Raw genomic sequence first — 21903 nt, 5'->3', positions numbered from 1 at the left:
GTTATTATAACAAATATTTTCAGGAAAGTTTTGTAAAATGTTCTTCATCGTTTATGCTCATTTTACTATTTTAATGAGACTTGGCATAGTCATACGTGTCATGAGAAGATTATGACAAATGTCATATATTTCATTAATTAGATGGATTCTTACTGAACTTTTTATTCGTTAGTAAATTTAAAACCGCCATTCCATCGCTTGGGCAGCCATTTAGGTGATTAATTGGAAATAATGAAAAGAATAAAAAGTAAAATGAGAAATAGGTAAACTGATAAAAGAAAATGCTTGGTTCTAAAAAGTCATTTACTATTAATGAGTTCAAGATGAAAATAGACAAGATATTGAAAAGGGATCCCCCTAAATAAACTAAAACTTTATCAAGTTTAGACGATTTTTTGCTTAACGAAATGTACTCACACCAACCATCATAAAAATATAACTTCCTTATTCGAATAGATCCAAACTTGAATAGGATATTTCCTGTTCCTATATGCACAATCACCTTACCACCAAAAAGCTTAGCAAAGAAATAATGCCCCATTTCATGAATGATTGTCACGATAGGTAGCACAAGAAAAAAAGAAAGAAAAAATTTCCACAAATCATTTATTCCGAACAATGTAAACACTACCTTTCTTATAAAAAAGATTAAATAATGCTTACATACCCTATATTCGTTAATCAAACTTACATTTAAGAAAGAAAATAAAACTAATTCAAATTACCCTTTTTTATTGAAAAATCCCACACATTCTTAGTGTGGGATTCTGAAATATCTCTTAGTAAGAGGTTTTTGATTTAATATTTTGTAAACAACTATTGAAAAACTCACTTGCTAACTTGAATTGCTGGTTTTGATAATAGTATTTCGCTAACATTTCCGTATACTTAATCGTGTAACGTTCATTTCCGGCATTCTTAAAATAAGGAATCACTTCTTGTTGGATGTATAGCTCTAACTCTGGATCTTTATCCAATAAGTAGATATGTGCAGTGAAGTGAAGAATATATTCTTTTAAATCCGTTCTAACAGCTAATCCTAATCCTTGTTCTGCCCATTCTTTTGAAAACTCTGTTTGACCCAAAAAGTAATATTCTTCAACTAGGCCTAGTATGGAATATACACTTCTCTCCTCTTCCCTTTTTCTTTTTAACGATTCTAGATAATAACAAATCGCTTCCTCTGACTGTTTCTGATAGGACTTGATGCAACCGAGATTATGTAGTGCCATCGATTCCAGATATGCATCTTCTATGGTTTCCCCTATATTTTTTGCAGACAGATAATGTTTTTCTGCAAAATCTTGTCGTTTGGAATGATTAAAGTTGATGCCTAGAATAATATGACACTCAGCTGAACGTTTATTGTTATAAAGACTTTGATAGAGAGTAAGGGCCTTTTCTGCAAAAAAGATGGATTCGTACGTATCACAAGTTTTTAATTTTGTTAATGCGACTTGATAATACAGTTCTGCTTTATCATTTTCAGATAAATAAGGTAATTTTTCCGCTAAGGATAGGGCATTATCAAGCGCTAAAGTGGATTGTAAAAAGTTATTAGTTCGATAATAATAGATACCTAATGTTTTATGGTGTATATATTCAACCGAGGGATTTATGCTAGTAGGTAAATTTCTAATTTGATTATAAATTGGCTTATATAACTTTCTATCATTATTTAAGATAAAGTATTTAAGTTTCACCACCAGATAAAGTAAGTTTAAGCTGGGGTCTGATAATAAATTATCCGTATTAAACTCATCATTTAAGTATTGGAACTTTTCCTTTGCAGCTTTCTTATTTTGGAGCACTGTAAAATCATAGATTGTGTATAGTAGTTCTTCCACTGGTGTATTAAATTTTAGATTCTCATGAACTTTCACACTATCTTTGTGTCCTTCTGATAAATCGAAGGTGCCAAAGATTCCTTGATCCAGATTATAGTTTAGCGAGAATGTGTCTCTAGAAAGCCTATTAATATGATTTTTTAAATTGCTCATTGAATACACCCTTTGTGTGAATTATAAGAATATTTTACCACCTTCTTCTACATATTTATACAACATTCCATCTGTTTTTACTTTTTTTCTGTAAATTCTCCATCTGCACCTTTTTTACGTTCTAGCTAGAGCTTTTTCATTTGTTATCTTGGATTGGATTAACTACGTTGGTTGTCACAAATTAGCCGAATCTTTGCCATAAAGATGTCATATTCAAGCGCTTTCCCCCTGTTTTGCTTCTTGTTTAAAGGGAATATACTAGAAAGAGAGTTTGCTTGATGTTTATATTGTGAAATATTGAGCAATCTAATGTATAATAAAAGTGAATCTTGAAGACAGAAATTTTGTGTTAGAGAAGGAGTGGAATTTGGATGTTTGGGATGTTTGAATACGATCCGGTTTTATTAAGCCGAATTCTAACAGGTATTACGTTGGCTGTACACGTGATTTTCGCCACTGTCGGCGTGGGAGTTCCCCTAATGATTGCTTTGGCAGAGTGGATGGGGATTAAAAGGAATGATGAGCATTACCGCCTGCTTGCAAGAAGATGGGCACGGGGTTTTGTCATTACCGTTGCAATCGGGGTAGTGACCGGTACCGCCATTGGATTACAGTTAAGTTTGCTTTGGCCTAACTTTATGCAGATGGCTGGCCATGTGATTAGTCTTCCATTATTCATGGAAACCTTTGCGTTCTTCTTTGAAGCTATTTTTCTCGGCATCTATTTATATACTTGGGACCGATTTAAAAAGAAGATCTATCACTTTTTCATTTTAATTCCTGTAGCACTAGGCGCAATGGCTTCAGGCTTCTTTATCACAACAGTTAATGGTTTTATGAATGCACCAAGAGGATTTGACCTTGAAAATGGCGTGTTGACCAACATCCGTCCATTAGAGGCGATGTTCAATCCAGCAACCCCTACAAAGGTTGCACACGTGCTATCTTCGGCATATTTAACAACCGCATTTGTTTTAGCTGCTATAGCAGCATTTGCGATACTTAGAGGCAAAAACCATGTTTATCATAAAAAGGCGCTTCATCTTACTATGACAGCTGCTGCAATCTTTGCGATATCCACTGCCATCATCGGTGATTTTTCAGGTAAGTATCTGGCAAAATATCAACCTGAAAAACTTGCAGCAGCAGAATGGCACTTTGAGACTTCATCAGAAGCACCGTTAATATTGGGAGGTGTACTCCAAGATAATAATGAAGTAAAATACGCACTGGAAATTCCATATGCCTTAAGTATTTTGGCTCACGGTAACCCTGATGCCGAAGTAATTGGCTTAGAAGAATTCCCTGAAGAGGAGCTACCTCCATTAATCGTCCATTACTTCTTTGATCTGATGGTCGGAATCGGTATGTTCCTGGCATTTATATCAATATTGTACGTCTTGATTGCAAAAGTACGGAAATGGAACGAATGGAACAAACCTTTGTTATGGGCAATAGTTGCGGGTGGACCGTTGTCCCTACTGGCAATTGAGATGGGTTGGTTCTTTGCGGAGCTTGGAAGGCAGCCGTGGTTGCTTGTAGGCTATATGACCGTCGAACAAGGAGCAACGACCTCGGAACATGTTGACTTAATGATTGTTCTATTTGTTCTACTCTACATCGTTCTTCTGACAACTTGTGCGACTGTACTAAGGAAAATGTTTAAAAATAACCCGGTGGAGAAAGAGCTTCACGATAGGGGCATGGAGTGAGGGGGATGACAAATGAGTTATGAAGTAATTGGTATTTCTGTCCTGTGGACGTTTTTGTACGGGTATCTAATTGTAGCATCGATTGATTTTGGCGCTGGTTTCTTTAGTTATTATTCCACCATTACAAAGAAAAACCACCTGATCAACAAAGTGATCGTCCGTTACCTCTCCCCTGTTTGGGAGGTAACGAATGTGTTCCTTGTCTTCTTCTTTATAGGAATAGTAGGATTCTTCCCTTCTACTGCCTATTATTATGGAACAACATTGTTAGTTCCGGGAAGCATCGCCATCGTGTTATTGGCCATTCGCGGATCATATTACGCTTTTCATCACTATGGTGAAAAAGGAAACAATTTTTATCAAGCTTTATATGGTGCCACAGGACTTTTAATTCCTGCTTCCCTATCTGTTGTGCTCACCATTTCAGAGGGTGGCTTCATTTATAAGTATGAAGACTCCGTATGGCTTGATTACGGAGCACTGTTCACTAGTTTCTATTCTTGGGCAGTGGTTATCTTGGCGTTAGTAAGTGTACTTTACATCTCTGCTTATTTCTTAGCGTTTTATGCTAAAGCAGCGCGTGACGAAAATGCATTTGAAGTATTAAGAAAATATGCATTAAACTGGAGTCTTCCAACCATCCTTGCCAGTGTTCTCGTCTTCTTCGCTTTAAGCGATCATAACCCAGAACACTTCGATAAAATGTTGGAACTTTCCTGGATGTTCAGTCTCTCGTTCCTCTTTTTCCTTGGAGCAGTTTATCTGATGTGGAAAAAGAAACACCTTGGTGTAGCTTTTATCTTGGTGATGCTTCAGTTTGCAACGGCATTCTTTGGGTACGGGGCATCTCATATGCCTTACCTTTTGTATCCATATTTGACGATCTATGATGGATTTACAAATGAGTCAATGGCTGTAGCGTTAATTACAGCATTCATTGCCGGCCTTTGTTTACTAATTCCTTCATTATACCTATTGATGCGCTTGTTCTTATTTGACAACAAGTACGTGCAAGGAAAAAAATAAGGAGGTTCATTTCATGGAAAACTTCTTGATTATGTATGCTTCACCATTGATAGTGGCTGCTGGTATCTTCGTTCTTTTCCTTTGGGGAGCCAAGGGGAAAGAAAAATATAAATAAAGTCAAAACAGCCCTGCCGGTTATATGGCGGGGCTGTTTTTGCAAAATAAAATGGAAAAGGAGCTACTTTTATATATCTAAATTCTTTTGGTCCCTAACCCCTGCCGGTTTCCTTTTAAGCAACGGAATGATTAGAGACAACAAAGCTACACCTATTAAGGTAGCGGATATAGGACTTTTTACAAAAACCAACCAATCCCCATTTGAGATGGTAAGGGATTGACGCATCGCCTGCTCCATCATGCCGCCAAGAATGAATGCGAGAATAAACGGTGCTGCAGGAAAGGAAAAGATTCTCATCAAAAAACCTGCTATTCCAAATAATAGTAATATATATAAATCAAAAGTATTGAAGCTTATCGCATACACCCCGATAAGACTGAACATGATGACCAAAGAGATTAGCAATGGTCTTGGAACCTTAAGAACTTTGGCTATATATGGGATAAGCGGGAGATTCAATACCAATAAAAACACATTTCCTATATACATACTTGCAATAATCCCCCAGAACACTTCAGGATTATCCTGCACCAGTAGTGGACCTGGCTGAACACCTAGAACAAGGAAGGCACCAAGAAGGACCGCTGTTGTACCCGATCCAGGAATACCTAAACTAAGGAGGGGAACAAAGGCCCCGCCTGTCGCAGCATTGTTTGCAGCTTCAGGTGCAGCAAGACCTTTTATCGAACCTTTCCCAAACTCTTCAGGCTTTTTGGCAATTCGCTTTTCTGTTACATACGCAATAAAAGATGCGATGGTCGCCCCTGCTCCAGGTAAAACACCCAACAAAAATCCTAGAAAAGATTGTCTAGTAACAGGTCCCTTCATTTCATTAACATCTTCTCTGGATAGCTTTAGACTGCCAATATTTCCACTCATTCCCCCTGAGCTGTCCTTACGATTGAAAATCAATATACACACTTCTGCGAGTGCAAATAGTCCAAGAGCAATCACAAGAAAGTCAATTCCTTCAAGCAGATTGATGTTCCCGAAAGTAAAGCGCTGTGTTCCTGTTTGAGCATCTATACCGATCGTTACGGCCATGAAGCCTAACACGGCGGAAATCATTGCTTTTATTGTGGATCCATCAGACAAACTTGAAATGGCAGTCAGTCCCATCAGCATTAGAGCAAAATATTCTACAGGACCGAAAACGACAGCGACTGAAGCTAATAATGGAGTAAAGAGCATCAACAAAATAACACTGATGGTACCTCCTGTAAAGGAAGCGATGGCAGCAATGGCCAAAGCTTTTCCTGCCTTTCCCTGCTGCGCCATGGGGTATCCATCAAACGCGGTTGCAACTGTTCCTGATATTCCGGGTGCATTTAATAAAATGGAAGATGACGAACCTCCAAATACTGCCCCGTAATAGACCCCAGCCATCATAACCAATGCCAAAGCGGGGTCCATACTATAGGTGACGGGAATCATGATGGCAATCGCACTGATTGGTCCAAGACCCGGCATCATCCCAATAAAGGTCCCTATAAAGACCCCTAAAAATACAAATAAAATACCTTCAATACTAAATGCAACCTGAAATCCGGAAAAGAGACCTTCCATAGAACCCATTTCTTACACCTCCTAAAATGGTAATACTCCTGGTGGTAAATGAATAAGGAGCAAGTAATTGAACAGAAAATACAATAGCAACGAAAAAATGATAGCCACCAGGGCACTCACTTTATATTTTTTATATCCAAGAAACGAAGAACACGTAAAAACAAACATTGTTGTCATAATAACAAAGCCTATTATTTCAAGTAAGAATATATAGATTAAAATAAATCCGGCGACCCCGAGCAGAACGTAAAGTTCCTTCTTAGGTATCGTTCTTTTTTGTTTTTCTTGTTCGGTTTCTTCTTTTTTCTGGACGAAAAGTAAAATGGACAATAACAATAGTAAGAAACCTAATCCCTTTGGTACCACATCCGCATCAACTAACGCATATGGGTAACTTGGAATCTGGTAGCTTAAAAACAGATATACTCCTGCCAAGACGGCTAGTGCCAATCCTAGTTTACGATTTATTGGTCTTAGTATCATATAACTCCCCCCAATCCATAGGGGCCGCTCCCTCTTTAAGGAGGGTAGCGGTTCCCTATTATTCTTTAATTTCCAAGTCCCAATTCTTCTAATAATGCTTGCATTTCTTCATTCTCTTTTTTTAGAAATTCCTGATATTCCTCTCCTGTCATGAAAAGCTCATTCCAGCCGTATTTCTTTCTGATTTCATCCCAGGCAGGTGATTCGTTTAATTTTGAGAACTTATCTACATAATAGGCAACTGCTGCATCGTCCATGTTGGCTGGGCCGAAGAACCCTCTCCAGTTTACAAAGGTTTCATCTATTCCCTGCTCCTTCGCAGTTGGAAAATCAGAAAGCACCTCCCCCTCTAGACGATCTTCTGCTGTTATGCCTAATACCTTGATTTTCCCTGCTTTCACTTGCTCCACCGTTTCTGCAGTGCCCGCCGAATAGACATCCACACTTCCATTAAGCAATGCAGTCAATGTTCCACCCTCTTGTTCAGATACATACTTGACCTTCGTTATATCCACGCCAGCTGCTTTAGCTATTTTGACAAATTGTATATGATCCATGCTTCCAGGAGAAGACACACCGATAACAGTGATGCTTGCTGGATCTTTTTTCATATCTTCAAATAAATCATTCAAATTGTTCCACTTCGCATCAGCCCGTACGGCAAAAGCACCGTAATCCGCGATCACATTGGCAAGTGGAGTGAAATCTTCATACGTATTCTCGGATTGTCCATTTAGAGGGACTAATAATAATGGTGGAGAAGACACGAACAGATGGTGTGGATCTGACTCTTTCTTTGCGATGTAAGACCACGCAACAGCACCCCCGCCCCCAGGCTTATTGACAACTGGCATTCTCTTATCAATTAATTCCTCCTGCTCAAATGTCTGAGCCACCATCCGAGCAGTTGTATCCCAACCTCCTCCGGCGCCGGCTGGTGCTACCATTTCTATTGGTTTCTGAGGAGACCAGGTACCATCCGCACTAGTTCCCCCTGTTGAGCTGGAGCAAGCTGCTGTAACGGATAATAACAATGTTAATCCCACTGCACCTGCTTTATTTTTCCATTTCATTTTCATTTACAAACTCCCCTTTACAAGTGTCTTGTATGTGATTGTAAAGAATATTCTTATAAATGTAACCGTTTACAAAATAAGCAATATAAAAGATTTTTTGGGTATTTTGTTCATTTTGTTCACGAGATGGTTTGATAAATGTCCATAAAAAAGAGATTGTCCTAAGGAATTTCCTTTTAGGACAACCTCTTTATTTTGCATCTTTTATCCCCTATTAGACCTTAATGCCTCTAATGTTTCCTTGTAAAAAGAATCGCTGTGTGGCACAAACATTTTTTTATCCACTCTCATAGAAAACTTACTTCTTTCGCCGTAAGAATTTTCCTTTATCCCTTCCATTGATACTTCCTTTTTATTCCCAAACCATAGTTGGTAAAAATCCTCTAAAGGAACCATAAAAATGCCACTAACCTCTTCTGCTTGCAGAGAAAAAGACTCTAATGGTATGTAGCCATTTAACAGATAAACATGGGCATGCTCTCTATCGATAAAACCTTCCAATTCTTTTTCATATGGGATGACACCTAGGTAAGACAGTTCATCCATGCTAACTTTGATCCCTATTTCCTCTTCTACCTCCCGGATCCCATCATCCACGTTTTCGTGTGATAACAGATGTCCGGCCGCAGTGATATCCAATAAGCCCGGATAATCCTTTTTATCCTTGCTTCTCAATTGAAAATAAAGGTATTCTTTCCCGTCTATCAGAGCCTTTATCCAGCAGTGAAAAGTCTCGTGCCAAAGTCCCTTAAGATGTACTTCCTCTCTTGAAGCGATTCCCAAGTATTTTCTATCCTTGTTGAAGATCTTTAATTGCTCCATTGTCTCAGTTTCCTATCCGATAATATTTTCTTTCTGGTCTTCCTACCATGCCATACTCTAACTCAGCTTTTACTTTTTCCAAAGAAATCATATACTCAAGATACCGCCTAGCTGTTGTCCGAGATGCCCCCATCTGTTCTCCCATTTGCTCGGCTGTCCATCCATCTTGGTAATCATTATCTAGGAGGCCTTCCACTTTTTCCAATGTTAATTGGTCAATGCCTTTAGGGTGAGAATCCTTCTGTATTTCTTTTTCCTTCCATCCTTTTCTATGAAAAAACTGATCTATAACTGCTTGATTATAAGAATCATTATCTTGTATAAAAGCTTTTCTGTTAAGATATGTTTTTATGGCATGTTGAAATCTTTCGAACGTTACCGGTTTGATCAAGTAATCGACCACTCCATACTTCAGCGCCACTTCCACCACCTCTTTTTCTGTTGCTGCAGTTATCATGATGATGTCCACCTCGGGAAACCGCTCGCGGATGAGCGGTAGCAGAGAAGCTCCACATTCATCCGGCATGAAATTATCCAATAAGATAAGATCGGTTTCCCCCTTTGCAAGTTGATCAATCATTTGCGAAGCATTTAGCGCTTTATTAACCACCCTTACTCCCTCGACTTTTTCTAAAAATTGTTCATGAATGCTCGCAATCCGAAAATCATCTTCTGCTATTGCGACGTTAATCATTTCTTTCACCCCCATAGGTAGTGTTTTTCGGAAGGTATACGGTGAACACCGTTGTATTGTCCGGGGTTCTTTGAGCTTCTACCATTCCTCCCAGCTTTTCTACCTCCTTCTTCACATTAGCAAGGCCGAATCCCCTTGGCTGATCAGCTTTTTTGGTACTATACCCCTTCCCGAAAATCAACTCTATTGATCCTTCTGGAAAACCTGGTCCATTATCACTTATCTCCAAAATTAAATCATTTCCATAGTCAATAGCGGAAAAAGATACCATTCCATCTTCTTTTTCCTCCACTGCATCCAACGCATTATCCAGCAAATTACCAATAATGGCCACTAAACTAGAAAACTCTATATTAGAGGGTAATACTTGGACTGAACTTTCCCCATCAAGTTGAAGAAGTTTCTTTCTTTCTGATGCGACAGCAAGCTTCCCAATCAGAATGGCCTGAAGTTTTTCATCCTTTATTCTGTCAAATAGAACATCATTTTGTGCCTGATTAATCCTATACTCTTTCTGGATCCAGTCTAGGGCTTCTTGAAATTTCCCTAACTCTAACATCCCTGATATAACGTATAGCTTATTTGTATATTCATGGGTCTGAGCTCGCAACTCCTCTGAATATTTCTTTACTTCTGCCAGAGTGTGAAGCAATTTTTTCATATCTGTTTTATCACGAAAGCTGGATACTACGCCTACAACGGCTTCTTTTTCTTTAATTGGAATCCTGTTAACGATTACGTTTTTATCAAATAAGTAGATTTCTTTGTTTTCTTGTGCATGCCCTGTTCGGGCAACATCCATCATATCGGTATCAGGTACGATATCTGTTATTTGTTTATGTATCAGTTCTTCTTCCCGTAATTCTAAAATATCAAGAGCTGAAGGATTAACCATGGTAATGAATCCATTCGAGTCAACGGCAATGATCCCTTCCTTGACGGATTCCAGGATGGCATTTCTTTCTCTGTACAAGGAAGCTATTTCATGGGGTTCTAAATCCAATAAATCTTTTCGAATGTTTCTGGCTAGCAAATATCCCCCAACCACTCCGATATTTATTGCCAATAGAGCAATCAACGATATTTCCGCAAATTTTTCTTTCATCCGGCTTTTTAAATTTTCCATGAGAAAACCTACCGATACAACCCCGACGACCACTCCATCATCCGAAATAATAGGAGCTTTCCCTCTGATGGATAAACCTAATGAACCTGTCGCTTCGGAAATATATGCTTTTCCTTCTTCCAAAGCCCTTATATTATCTCCCCCCACCATCTGTTTTCCGATTTTATCGAAATCAGGATGGGTATAACGAAGTCCTTGAGAATTCCCGATCACCACAAATTGAGCGTCTATCTCCTGCTGAATTTTTAATGTCAACGGCTGGAGCGGTTCACTTGGATTGTCCAATTCCATTGCTTCTTGTACCTCTGGCATGTAGGAAATCGTCTTAGCTATTTGGAGAGCTCGCTTACCGGTATTCGTTTTAAGCTCTTTCATTTCTAAATAAAAAAACACTCCGCATATTAAAACAATAATGCCGATAAGTAACGTTACAATGAGGATGATTAGCTTTGTTTGGAGCCGTATGGGCTTTTTGTTAAGTCTCATTCAGATCACCCCCGAGTTCCTATTATTTTATAATAATTGGATTTATTATTCTATGAATATATTTAGTGAATGGGAAATAATTTATTGATAGGAACTCTGAAGTTTTAGTGAGATAATAACAGATTCACCTAATTTATTTTAGTTATTTTTTTGACATAATAACGCTTTCGTTTTAAGAAAACTTTTTTAAAATTATTTCCCACGCCTTTTTTCTCTCAAAAAAAAGCGACCCCTATTATCGAGTCGCTTTTAACAGTTAACACATTGAGTCTGTTGGCTTAGGGTTCTTTAAGCCAAATAATGGTCTAATAAACAAGGCCAGTAATATCCCAAACATAGCCATGACCATCCATACCCAACCGTGCAAACTGAAGGATGCTATATTGTTTTAACGGAATTAGTTATTCTTCACTGGTAACTTCTTTCCAACTTCTTTCCAACTACTTGTAATCATTTCTGCTTGTATTCTATATATCTTTAAAAGTTTGAGTTTTTCATCTACTTATCTATAATTCGATTAATCTATCGAAATCTATGTAAGTTGATTATTTAGTCGAATTGGATTAAACTAATGGGGAATTCTTTTTGGAAGGAGTGAGGAAAGATGAAACACCCAATATCCATTTTTATGATGGATGTGACAAACTCATCAAAGAATTGGGATGAAATAACGTCCTATTTAGGAGAAGTGGAAGGGTTAGTGACAAGATGGACGAGAGGTTTGCCCCACGCACAGGTTAAACACCGACTTGGAGACGAAATTGTCGGACTTTTTGATCATTACTCGACCGCATACACGGTTGCATTTTATATTAGCCAAATTTGGAAATACAAAGAACAGCCTCCCTACTTCGGAATCACATTTGGAACGGTTGATACAAGCTTACAGCAGATTGATTTAGATAAATGGAATCATCCATTGATGCGCCAGGCAAGGTTAGCTAATGAAAAAATAAAACACTCCTCTCAGCGTTCGTCCATGTTGCTGCTCCCGGATGAGTCATCCATGGAAAACACGTCATTAGAGATGGCTAATTTGCTTTTATCCTATCAACATAAATTCATGAGTGACCAAACCTCCCTGCAACAATTAATATCAACGCTTTACGCCATCCTTGATGAGCAAAAAGCCATAGCAAGGCTAGTAAATAAGTCGCCTTCTACAATCTCCAGCCACTATAAGAAAGGGAATTGTGAGATAATATTGAATACCTTATACACACTCCAAGAAACATTGGACAAGTTAGAAGCAAACCATTTAGGGAACACACCACATCATATTACGAAAGAGTTGACCCAAACCATTAAAAATGAGCTTCATAAAAATATCAATGCGATCATTTCTATATGATTATATATAGCAAGGAGCGTTTGTAATGATAATCCTTACCCTTATCTTAGCCCATTTAATAGCCGATTTTTATTTTCAAACAGAGCACATGGTGAAGGAAAAACGAAAGTTCTTAAAGCTCCATTTATTTCACCATGCTGCAATAAAGTTTATTTTTCTACTCTCCATATATTTTTATCAAGGGAATGACTTTCTTGTAGAGGTCTTGATGCCAACCATCCTTTTAGTGGGAATTCACGGGGGCATAGATTACTTAAAGATTATCTTTCAGGAAAAAACAGATAATTTAGTACATAAGAATGCCTGGAATCTCGGACTATTTATCGTAGATCAACTATTGCATGTCATTACTATTTTGGCAGTTTGTTATTTTACATTACAAGTAGATTTAAAGAATACATTCCATACTATTTTATTGCTAATCAACTTAAAAGAAGGCTTACGACCAGAGATTGGAATACTTGAAGGGCTCTTGTTTTTACTAGTTATGTTAGTACTATGTACAACTGTGACTGGCCATCTCATAAGGATTATGCTTGGTTCCCTTACTAAACATATCTCCCTTTTTGAAGGCAAATACACATTAAAAGATCTTGCCATCAGTCCAAACAGTGAAAAAAATATGTCAGAGGAATATACATATATAGTGATGAAACATCAGGACCTATCGCGGGGAAAAGTAATTGGGTATCTCGAAAGGCTGTTAGTAGTGGCATTAATATTAATGGGTTCTTTTTCTGCGGTTGGATTCATTGTTGCAGCCAAATCACTTACTCGTTTCAAACAGATGGATGACCGCGATTGGGCGGAGTATTTTTTGCTGGGGACCCTTACTTCCTTCCTTTTTGCAATCATTTACGGGGTGTTGTTGAAGATAGTATTCTTCGGTTCTTACTAGCAAATCATTTTTCATATTAATAGATTTGAAAAAAATCATAGAAAAAAAGGTATATACCCTGTCCGATTCTATCATCTCTCATATGATAGAATTAAATGGGGTGACAACATGTTACGTTATTACCGTTATGTCACAAAATTAGGCGAAAACCTATTGGAAGAGGGCGAAGATTACTTGGAAAGACGAACAAAAATGGCCAAGAAAATATTCAAAAAAGTAGCCCGCCGCTTGGATGATCTGATTGACAGTGATTGATTAAAAGTGTTTAGTCATTGTTTGTCAGATTTTTGCATGAAAAACAGCACTATTAGTACGGTAGTGCTGTTTTCCACTACATACCTTACTTTAAGAACCGTATCCTTCAGCAGCCTCTGCATCCGCTTTTGTAGGATGAACCGTACCAAACGGGTGATTGGGAGGAGCATAAATCGAATAAAGCTTCAAAGGAGTATTACCCGTATTGGTCAGGTTATGCCAAGTGCCGGCTGGGATTACTATCGCATAATCGTCTGCAACCATTTTCTCAAACGTAAATTCATTTTTATTTTTACCCATTTGAACGATACCTTGCCCTTGTTCTAAACGGAGGAATTGATCAACATCTGGGTGCATTTCCAATCCAATGTCTTCTCCCGGATTTATACTCATTAAGGTAATCTGAAATTGTGATCCCGTCCATAATGCGGTTCGAAAGGTATCATTTTGTAATGTCGCTTCGTTTATATCTTCTGCAAATGGATTTGGACCATAATCCTTTAATTCGATTGCCCTGAAATTGATTTGCGGATAATAAGTATTATACATGTTGGAATAAGGCCAGTAACTGTTTCTCATATAGTTGTATACATATGGATTTGCAGCATAAGGATATGGATAACTGTTTGTTGGATAATACATTCCTTCATCTCCTTTAAAAATTTCATTAAAGTATCTTATTCATTTTTTCCAGAAACGTAGGTTGTTTGGGTTGGTTTAATTTTTATAATAAAATAACCTATTTCTTAATAAAAGAAATAGGCTTCCATATCAACTATTCTTTTGTAAATTCTTTTGTACTTCTTACAGTATCGATTGGTCTGACAAGCTTTTCAATTTGTTCACGCTTTGGTTCAAGGAAAGGAGGTAACGATAGTTTCTCTCCTAACGTTTCATATGGTTCATCCCCCATGAATCCCGGTCCGTCCGTTGCGAACTCAAACAGAATCTGCGGAGCAACCCGTGCATACAAGGATTCAAAGAAATAACGATCCACATATCCTGATGTGTTAAAGCCAAACCCTTTCAATCTTGCATCCCACTCATCAATGACAGCTCGATTGTCTACTCGGAATGCGGCATGATGAACGGTGCCGAATCCTTGCTGCGCTTGAGGAAGTGTATCATTATGCTCTACAACCAGTCGAGCCCCGTTTCCACCTTCTCCTACTTCAAACAAATGCGTATCTCCATTATGATCAATTTCTTTGAAGAGTAAGACTTTCTCTAATACTTCCTTTAAAAAGTCAAAATTTGCTACACGAATGTGCAGAGGTCCTAATCCAGTTATTGCATATTCTAAAGGAATCGGCCCCTTCTGCCATGGCGTGCCCGGCTCCACCCCTTTGTTATTTTCATCAGAAACTAGCTGATACTGTTGGTCATCAAAATCCACAAATGACAGGGTCTTTGTTCCGAACTGATCTTTGATGCCTTCATGCTTTACATTTAGGCGGTCAAAACGATCTACCCAATATGTTAATGCTTTGTCAGATGGTACTCTGAAACCTGTCCTGAAAATTTCATTTGTACCGTGGCTACCTTTTGGAATGCCTGGAAAATCAAAGAATGTCATATCTGTTCCCGGACTTCCTGTATCATCTGCAAAAAACAGGTGATACGTTTGGATATCGTCCTGATTGACTGTTTTCTTAACTAGCCTCATCCCTAGTACATATGTGAAAAATTCATAATTCTTTTCAGCGCTGCTGGTAATCGCTGTTACGTGATGAATACCTTTTAAGCCGTTTATCACAAGGATCTCCCCTTTATTTTGATGTAATTTATCTTGAATTCGAGATAATTATATCGTGGTTGGAGGAAGTTGTCAAATTGATGAGAGGATACAGGATGTATTTTATAGATCCACAGTTTGAAGTCCTATGGAGGATAGAATTCTTTTGATCACATTAGTAGAGGATACAAGTAGGAACTCTCTAGCCTCTTTATTGGAAATAGTCTCGTTGAATAATAAACAATAGTCTCTTAACGCCTGGATATGTGCACGTTTTGATTTGTAGTTGCACTTGGGACAATACCAAAAAGAATGGGTCCTCTGCATAGGGATAAACATGCAGCTTGAACATTGAACACCTGATAAAAGTTCACTAGGGGTAATATTCAACTGTCTTAAAGTGAGGGTTGGTTTAACTTTATGGTGCTTCATAATGGTGCTCGCAAGGTTATGAATTACTTCATTGGAAAGAATCTGTTTATTGGAGATTGTTTGTTGTTGTTCGATTTTTGTGGGGAGAAAATGACCGTGAATGACCTTTTGGTTTGTTGATTTATCTCCGGGATCGGCTTGAATCATGCAAGAAGGATTCGAGATGACTACGAATGAGGTAAGTGGTAGTGATGGAATATCAAACTGTTCAATCCATTGCTTCAGAAGCCTTTCTTGATTACTGACCTGTATGATTGGACACTGATAATATTTCACATTGCCCATATACGTCTGAGTCAGCTGATTGAATTTCCTGTCAAAATAAATGGTCCCACCCATATTTTTCACTTCTAATAGGGATATAAAGTTAGCCGACAGGAGTAACGTATCTATATGAAAGTTTTGATTCTGAAATTGGCTTAAGGGGTAGTCAATAGCACTTTCACCTTTATAGCCTTTTATTAGCTTGGCTATCAATTCTTTTACTCGCGGCATCGACGGGTGGTCTTCTTTAAGGCGTCTCTCTATGGCTTGCAAAAATAGTATGTTAACAGGGAAATCTCTCTCTTTTACTATCATTTTTAACCTCCGACGCTAATTTATTTGTAAATTATACCATTTATACAGTGAAATGTCCCTTTGTAATTGAACGATTTTTTGAAATCGGGCGATATTTCAATTTTACGGGCGAAAATAGCAAGTAATCGGGCGAATCCCAATAATAGGTAAATTCCGCCCATCTCCTGCTAATCCTCGCCCCAAAGTCAAAGCCGCAAACCATCATACCGCCAGTCCAAGAGGAACTTTCCCCCGTCAAACCGCGAATTCTCCATCCCCAGCGCAATCGCCACTCCTAAAGTAAAAACCCTACAACTCATACTCCCACTCTTCCTTCATCTGCAAATACAGCACAAGCAACATATCCTCTAACTCATCGTAATGCTTACTAGAGGGGTCTAGCTCTATTTTCGGAAACAAGATATCAGCCAATTTTCGAGTTAGAACGATGCGGTCATCGGCATTTAAAGTATCCAAACGCTCTGCGTATGTCTTCAAAAGCTTCCATTCTTTAGCTCCAAGGGACTTCAACGCCCATTCTTCTACCAGTCCTCCTTCTGAACTTAGACCCTTTTCAGCAATAAATTTGTCCAGCTTAGAAACTTTCTTTTTTTTCTTTCCCCTTCTTTCATGCACCACAATGGTACCTGCAACTAGATCCCCTAACCGCTTATGCTTGGAGTGAAAGAAGATCATCAACATCCCCACAAAGTAGTTTGCTGGCAAAATATCGATGATTCGAAGGAAGTTACGAATGACGCTAGCAAGCAAGGTGATGCTGTGCCCATTTTCTTGAATGACACGTATTCCAACCATCTTCTTCCCTAATGTTCGACCACCTGTAAAGTACTCAAGAACGACGTAATAGCCCCAATTTAGTAAAAACATTAATATAAGGACTCCTGCAAACAAATAGGACGGCATGTCCGTTTCCATATACTCAAATATACTTGCATTCAAGCCGAAAATTAGTGCAATAACAATTAGAATATTTATAATCACCAACAATATCGTATCAACAATAAAGGCTGCTGCACGGCTGCCTAGGCCTGCAACGTGAAACTGTAAAGATACATATTCGGGAGTTTTGATATCCACTGGTTCTGTCTTCAAGCTGATTCCCACTCTCTATGGATAAATTTTACTTTAGGGTGTTTCTATTTATCTATAATATTACTATAATAAAGAAGATAGGTGAAAATGAGACACGAGGTGTAAAAGATGAATGTCAAACAATTTATTAAACAACACCGCAGCCAGTGGAAGGAGCTAGAAAAACTAGCATCTGATTTACATAAGCGAAAGAATATTACGGGAAAGAACCTCGAACGATTTCACAGTCTCTACCAAAAGGCGGCACAGCACTTATCTTATAGTCAAACATATTTTCCAGAGGAAGAAGTCACATCTTACCTAAATGGACTTGTATCCAAGGCTCATAATCTTCTATACAAAGATCAGATAACGAGTTGGAAGCAAGCAAGCGACTTTTTGGGCCATAAGTTTATTGGACTCCTTTTCGAGCAATGGAAGTTTGTTATGGTAGCTATGCTTCTTTTTACAATTGGGGGACTTGGAAGTTATTTTGCCGTCCTGTATGATCCACTCTATCTGTATTCCATTCTACCAGGAGACATGGCACAAAACTTTGATCCTGAAAAACTGGGTGACAGTGACGGGATGGTGGATGCCCCTGTCATGTCCGCAAGTATACTGACCAATAATATTCAAGTTGCTATCCTTGCATTTGCCGGCGGGATAACCTTTGGGTTGTTGACAGTTTATGTATTAATCTACAATGGAATCATTGTTGGCGCGATCGCTGCACTGTTTTGGCATTATGATAAAACATACGAGTTTTGGGCTTACATTGTTCCACATGGGATGATTGAACTGACAGCGATTTTCATTGCCGGCGGCGCTGGGTTATTAATGGGGTACAAGCTTTTTGTACCTGGTGAATATTCGCGAGGCTATCAGTTGAAGTGGAATGCTAAACGTTCTGTGCAATTGTTACTTGGAACGATACCATTGTTTATCATAGCAGGGATAATTGAAGGATTCATTACCCCTGCTGCCATATCGTTGGAAGCCAAGTATTTGGTTGCTGGACTGACTGTAATGGGATTAATACTTTATGTTGCTTTAGGCAGTCTTAAGCTTCGTAAAACCCATTTACAATAATCCTCTGTTCATAGTATCGATATAATGAGATACAGCGATTGTTGAAAGCCGTTCCTCACGGGTCTCCGTCATCAGGAGGCCTTGTTTTTCCCACTTTGCTTTCTCTCGTTTCTTCCTTAATAGTTGTTGCTGTGCGACCCCTTTCACCATTGTTTCATCTAAGGAGGTTACAGGGTTCGCTGCTCTTTTACGCAATATCTCATCCTCTACTCCAATCATCAAGAACAAATGCCTTTGCCTTACCTTCTTAAGGTAGATTAAGGCGCTTTCCTCATACAGAAATGTTTTAACGTCGCTGAATAATAGGATAAGGCTTCTCTTCTTTTGAACAAGCTGTAAGTATTGAAAGACTTCAGCATAATTGGATTCTGCAGCATCGACTTGAACGTTATAAATAGTTTTCAGGATAGTTTGCAAGTGGGACAACCCTTTTGCCGGCGGGATATATGCCTTCACCTTTTTAGAAAAAGCAAGTACCGCGACATAATCCCCTTTTTGCAATGCAGCTGCAGCAACCGTCAAGGCTGCTTCTAATGACCGCTCCAAACGGTTGCCCTTTTTCAGTTCTGCCCCCATCATTCTTCCACAGTCGATTAGGATGGTGATGTATTTACCGTGCTCTGGTTCATACTCATTTGTCATGACTTCCTGTAATTTGGCCGTTTGACGCCAGTTAATTTTCCTTGGATCATCTCCAACCACGTAAGAGCGTATTTTAGAAAATTCCCCAACGCCGCTTTTCTGCTTTCGAATAGCAATACCTTCATGAATCAGAAATTTTTGGGCATTCTCCAAGTACTGTTTGGTTTCTGTCATATCCGGAATTACTTTTATCGTATCTTCCTTTACAAATTTCATTTGCTTTTGCCAAAGGCCAATCCTACTTTGATATCGTAAATACAGGTGTGAAACAAGATACTCTCCTCTAACAGGCGCAGTGGTGTGATAGGTAAGTTGCTTTCTAGTGTTTTTTTCTACCTTACCGGTAAAAGGAAACGGCCGAAAAAAGGACTGAGGAATACCATCCTTTATTTCAACGTTCATATCATATTCCGTTGGATTCTCCACCACTATGTTAACAGGATAGCTAACTCCCCTTTCCATTTCGCTAGGAATCGTTCTCGTCATATTGAGTGCTTTTTTATTTGGTGTAAGTACAAGGTCCACCAAACTAAAAAGAATAACAAATAGATTTGATAGGAAGATAATTGGCCAAGAAATGTTCACAAAAAGACTCAATAGAATAAAAGTCAAAGAAAGTAAAGAAAGTAAGAGAACTAGTCTACTAGTTGGAAGAATCCCTTTATCTCGGAACAGGAATCGACCCCACAAGTTCTTCAATGATTTGTTCAACAGTCGCTCCCTCCAATTCCATATGAGGAGATAATTGAATTCTGTGACGAAGTGCAGGTTTTGTCACCATTTTAATATCATCAGGAGTTACATAGTTGCGGTTGCTCAAGTAAGCCCATGCCTGTGCCGCTTTTCCGATGGAAATTCCTGCACGAGTGCTGGCTCCGAACCTGATAGAATCCGACTCACGAGTGTTACGAACGATTTGCATGACATAATCAAGGATGCTTTCACTTAGGGTAACTTGCTGAATCTCTTTTCTAATGTTTAGGAAAGTTTCCATATCTAATACTGGCTTTTTATCTGTTTGAGTAAATTTATTTTCCATTACTTGTTTCAGAACTGCCGTTTCTTCTTCAAGGCTAGGGAAATCAATACGTAGCTTGAAAAGAAAGCGGTCTTGCTGTGCTTCCGGTAGCGGATATGTTCCTTCAAATTCAATTGGATTTTGGGTGGCAACCACAAAAAACACATCAGCTAAAGGAAATGTCTCGCCATGAATTGTAACTTGTTTCTCTTCCATCGCCTCAAGCAGGGCAGCCTGCGTTTTTGCAGGGGTCCTATTAATCTCATCTGCAAGGAGAATGTTGCTGAAAATAGGTCCCTTCAATGTTTCAAAGTTTCCTTCTTTCATATTGTAAATGGAACTTCCCGTAATATCACTTGGTAAAAGGTCTGGGGTAAATTGAATGCGATTGAATTTACCGCCCAACAAGCTGGCAAGGGTTCGCACCATTTGTGTTTTCCCGGTACCTGGTACCCCCTCTAATAAAACGTGGCCACCTGCCAGTACGGAAGAAAGTAAAAGTTTCAAATTCAAATGTTGACCTAGTATTCTTTCCTCATATTTCTCAAGAAGAGATGCTAATTCTACTTTCATCCCTCTTCCACCTCTTTCCTTAAGGTATCTAATTGTTTTGACCATTCAAGATATTCTTGTTTTGTAATTTTCTCTTTTGCCAACACCTGTGTTAATTGATAAGTAAATAAATCTATTTTCTCATCTTCTTTTGTTTTCCATCTCTTATGCAAGAAGACTGCACACTCTTTCCAGTCCCTGTTATATGGAATTCCCCATCTTTCTTGCAGCAAGTATTTTACATATTCCGCCTGATTGCTCAGAGAATCCTGATAAGCATTTCCTTTTAGGTACCATGCAGCTAAAGCTCGAAGACTTTCATCACTATACCTGACTGTTTCCTCACGAGGCTGTAATATCGGTCCGAATCTCTTGCCTTGGTTCCAAAGAAGTAAAATTGCCACTAGCATTCCCTGGAAGAGTAACAACAAGAACCAGTCTTGGTAGACATCTATAGAAGATGTGCCAGTTTCCCCATGGTTATACTCATCAAAGAGAATGATTGTGTCATTATTTAACCCTTCTTCTTGAATTAGGCTGAGTACAAGAGGGAGATGATCCTTTTTTAAAATTTCTTGATTGGTTAGCCAATGAGGCGTTAATGCTACGATGAGTGTTCCATCTCCATACTTCCGCTTAACGGATACATCACCGAGTGGATCGGAAAAAAGTATTTCATCTTCTACTGCCGGCTCTATCCTTACAGGAGAATGAATATCCCCTACAAAGTTGGTTTGACTTGCATCATTGATGGTTTGCTCAGGGAACATTGAATCAACAAAGGTTGTGCGAATATCAAAATATCCTTTTGGATTATTTTTAAATAAAAGGATGGTGTTCCCTTTTTCCAAGAAATCAATATAAGATTCCATCGTCTTTGTATCTGGAGTAAAGTATGGCTCAACCATCAACAATACCTGTCGTCTTTCTTTATCAGGCAACAAATTCGGGGGTTTTTCCCATCTATTCACCATCTCAACTTCGTTTTGCAGATAGCTGTAGAAAGCTTTCAAACCAGTAGGTGAAGGAGATTCTGAATCATATGGTGAGAATTCTTCCTGCTTTTGGGATAGAACAAGGTAGGAGCAGATTGCAAAAAGAACGAGTAGAACTCCAAGCCATATCCAACCTTTTTTCTTAGTGGTAATTCCGTTCAAGTCCCCCTCTCC

The 21903-nt window shown here is 38.6% G+C and carries 22 protein-coding genes and 1 pseudogene; 7 read left to right on the top strand and 16 right to left on the bottom strand.

Going from position 1 to position 21903, the window contains the following annotated elements; translation table 11 throughout:
* Nucleotides 1-133: 133 nt before the first annotated feature.
* Together FZC76_RS23375 and FZC76_RS00345 are read right to left on the bottom strand one after the other, a co-directional pair.
* Nucleotides 134-619 carry a site-2 protease family protein gene (locus FZC76_RS23375; protein ID WP_148986297.1) on the bottom strand — a complete coding sequence of 162 codons (486 nt, stop codon included), beginning with the start codon at nt 617-619 and terminating at the stop codon, nt 134-136.
* Nucleotides 620-779: 160 nt separating this feature from the next.
* Nucleotides 780-2000, bottom strand: a complete 1221-nt coding sequence (locus FZC76_RS00345) for a tetratricopeptide repeat protein (protein WP_148986296.1) — start codon at nt 1998-2000, stop codon at nt 780-782.
* Between the two features lie 380 nt (nt 2001-2380).
* Here FZC76_RS00345 and FZC76_RS00340 point away from each other — a divergent pair, with 380 nt between their 5' ends.
* Genes FZC76_RS00340 through cydS form a run of 3 tightly spaced genes read left to right on the top strand, consistent with a single transcriptional unit; the run spans nt 2381 to nt 4853 of the window.
* Complete coding sequence (locus FZC76_RS00340; protein ID WP_148986956.1) at nt 2381-3712, top strand: cytochrome ubiquinol oxidase subunit I; 1332 nt, start codon at nt 2381-2383, stop codon at nt 3710-3712.
* A 12-nt stretch (nt 3713-3724) separates the two neighbouring features.
* On the top strand, nt 3725-4738 hold the full coding sequence (locus FZC76_RS00335) for a cytochrome d ubiquinol oxidase subunit II (RefSeq protein WP_148986295.1): 1014 nt from the start codon (nt 3725-3727) through the stop codon (nt 4736-4738).
* A 13-nt stretch (nt 4739-4751) separates the two neighbouring features.
* Complete coding sequence (gene cydS / locus FZC76_RS23660) at nt 4752-4853, top strand: cytochrome bd oxidase small subunit CydS (RefSeq protein WP_392396795.1); 102 nt, start codon at nt 4752-4754, stop codon at nt 4851-4853.
* Between the two features lie 69 nt (nt 4854-4922).
* Here the strand turns inward: cydS and FZC76_RS00330 are convergent, their stop codons facing one another.
* The 7 genes and pseudogenes from FZC76_RS00330 to FZC76_RS23370 form a co-directional block, all read right to left on the bottom strand.
* On the bottom strand, nt 4923-6431 hold the full coding sequence (locus FZC76_RS00330) for a tripartite tricarboxylate transporter permease (protein ID WP_148986294.1): 1509 nt from the start codon (nt 6429-6431) through the stop codon (nt 4923-4925).
* 12 nt (nt 6432-6443) lie between these two features.
* The gene (locus FZC76_RS00325; protein WP_148986293.1) at nt 6444-6905 is read right to left on the bottom strand and encodes a tripartite tricarboxylate transporter TctB family protein; all 462 of its coding nucleotides are present in this window, start codon (nt 6903-6905) and stop codon (nt 6444-6446) included.
* 65 nt (nt 6906-6970) lie between these two features.
* The gene (locus tag FZC76_RS00320; protein ID WP_148986292.1) at nt 6971-7984 is read right to left on the bottom strand and encodes a tripartite tricarboxylate transporter substrate binding protein; all 1014 of its coding nucleotides are present in this window, start codon (nt 7982-7984) and stop codon (nt 6971-6973) included.
* Nucleotides 7985-8185: 201 nt separating this feature from the next.
* Complete coding sequence (locus FZC76_RS00315; RefSeq protein ID WP_148986291.1) at nt 8186-8803, bottom strand: NUDIX hydrolase; 618 nt, start codon at nt 8801-8803, stop codon at nt 8186-8188.
* 4 nt (nt 8804-8807) lie between these two features.
* A complete protein-coding gene (locus FZC76_RS00310) occupies nt 8808-9497 on the bottom strand; it encodes a response regulator (protein ID WP_148986290.1) in 690 nt (229 codons plus the stop codon).
* The gene (locus tag FZC76_RS00305; protein WP_148986289.1) at nt 9490-11109 is read right to left on the bottom strand and encodes an ATP-binding protein; all 1620 of its coding nucleotides are present in this window, start codon (nt 11107-11109) and stop codon (nt 9490-9492) included. Before FZC76_RS00305 ends, FZC76_RS00310 begins: the two co-directional genes overlap by 8 nt.
* A gap of 256 nt (nt 11110-11365) precedes the next feature.
* A pseudogene (locus FZC76_RS23370) lies at nt 11366-11491 on the bottom strand (YeeE/YedE family protein); the annotation flags it as partial.
* A 222-nt stretch (nt 11492-11713) separates the two neighbouring features.
* On the opposite strand from FZC76_RS23370, the gene FZC76_RS00295 reads away from it, so the two are divergent.
* From FZC76_RS00295 to FZC76_RS22835, 3 genes are all read left to right on the top strand, one after another.
* Nucleotides 11714-12460: a helix-turn-helix domain-containing protein gene (locus FZC76_RS00295; RefSeq protein WP_148986288.1), complete on the top strand. Its 747-nt coding sequence runs from the start codon at nt 11714-11716 to the stop codon at nt 12458-12460.
* A gap of 25 nt (nt 12461-12485) precedes the next feature.
* Nucleotides 12486-13358: a DUF3307 domain-containing protein gene (locus tag FZC76_RS00290; protein ID WP_148986287.1), complete on the top strand. Its 873-nt coding sequence runs from the start codon at nt 12486-12488 to the stop codon at nt 13356-13358.
* A gap of 108 nt (nt 13359-13466) precedes the next feature.
* Nucleotides 13467-13613: a hypothetical protein gene (locus tag FZC76_RS22835; RefSeq protein ID WP_187441909.1), complete on the top strand. Its 147-nt coding sequence runs from the start codon at nt 13467-13469 to the stop codon at nt 13611-13613.
* Nucleotides 13614-13703: 90 nt separating this feature from the next.
* Here the strand turns inward: FZC76_RS22835 and FZC76_RS00285 are convergent, their stop codons facing one another.
* From FZC76_RS00285 to FZC76_RS00270, 4 genes are all read right to left on the bottom strand, one after another.
* On the bottom strand, nt 13704-14255 hold the full coding sequence (locus FZC76_RS00285; RefSeq protein ID WP_148986286.1) for a cupin domain-containing protein: 552 nt from the start codon (nt 14253-14255) through the stop codon (nt 13704-13706).
* Nucleotides 14256-14388: 133 nt separating this feature from the next.
* The gene (locus FZC76_RS00280) at nt 14389-15366 is read right to left on the bottom strand and encodes a ring-cleaving dioxygenase (RefSeq protein ID WP_148986955.1); all 978 of its coding nucleotides are present in this window, start codon (nt 15364-15366) and stop codon (nt 14389-14391) included.
* A 105-nt stretch (nt 15367-15471) separates the two neighbouring features.
* A complete protein-coding gene (locus FZC76_RS00275) occupies nt 15472-16359 on the bottom strand; it encodes a nuclease-related domain-containing protein (protein WP_148986285.1) in 888 nt (295 codons plus the stop codon).
* A 288-nt stretch (nt 16360-16647) separates the two neighbouring features.
* Nucleotides 16648-17451, bottom strand: a complete 804-nt coding sequence (locus tag FZC76_RS00270) for an RDD family protein (RefSeq protein WP_148986284.1) — start codon at nt 17449-17451, stop codon at nt 16648-16650.
* A gap of 108 nt (nt 17452-17559) precedes the next feature.
* Between FZC76_RS00270 and FZC76_RS00265 the strand changes: the two genes are divergently transcribed.
* Complete coding sequence (locus FZC76_RS00265; protein ID WP_148986283.1) at nt 17560-18522, top strand: stage II sporulation protein M; 963 nt, start codon at nt 17560-17562, stop codon at nt 18520-18522.
* Here the strand turns inward: FZC76_RS00265 and FZC76_RS00260 are convergent.
* From FZC76_RS00260 to FZC76_RS00250, 3 genes are read right to left on the bottom strand one after another with little or no spacing between them, the layout of a single operon-like run.
* On the bottom strand, nt 18514-19875 hold the full coding sequence (locus FZC76_RS00260) for a DUF58 domain-containing protein (protein WP_148986282.1): 1362 nt from the start codon (nt 19873-19875) through the stop codon (nt 18514-18516). The genes FZC76_RS00265 and FZC76_RS00260 overlap by 9 nt on opposite strands.
* Nucleotides 19826-20755 (bottom strand): AAA family ATPase, encoded by a 930-nt coding sequence (locus FZC76_RS00255; RefSeq protein ID WP_148986281.1) that lies wholly within the window; start codon nt 20753-20755, stop codon nt 19826-19828. The genes FZC76_RS00260 and FZC76_RS00255 overlap by 50 nt, the downstream gene beginning before the upstream one ends.
* On the bottom strand, nt 20752-21891 hold the full coding sequence (locus tag FZC76_RS00250; RefSeq protein ID WP_148986280.1) for a DUF4350 domain-containing protein: 1140 nt from the start codon (nt 21889-21891) through the stop codon (nt 20752-20754). The genes FZC76_RS00255 and FZC76_RS00250 overlap by 4 nt, the downstream gene beginning before the upstream one ends.
* Nucleotides 21892-21903: the final 12 nt, after the last annotated feature.

The organism is Sutcliffiella horikoshii (assembly GCF_008180725.1).
GTDB classification, from domain to species: domain Bacteria; phylum Bacillota; class Bacilli; order Bacillales; family Bacillaceae_I; genus Sutcliffiella_A; species Sutcliffiella_A horikoshii_B.
The sequence above is the reverse complement of the archived record's forward strand: the minus strand, read 5'-3'. Positions and strand labels throughout refer to the sequence as shown.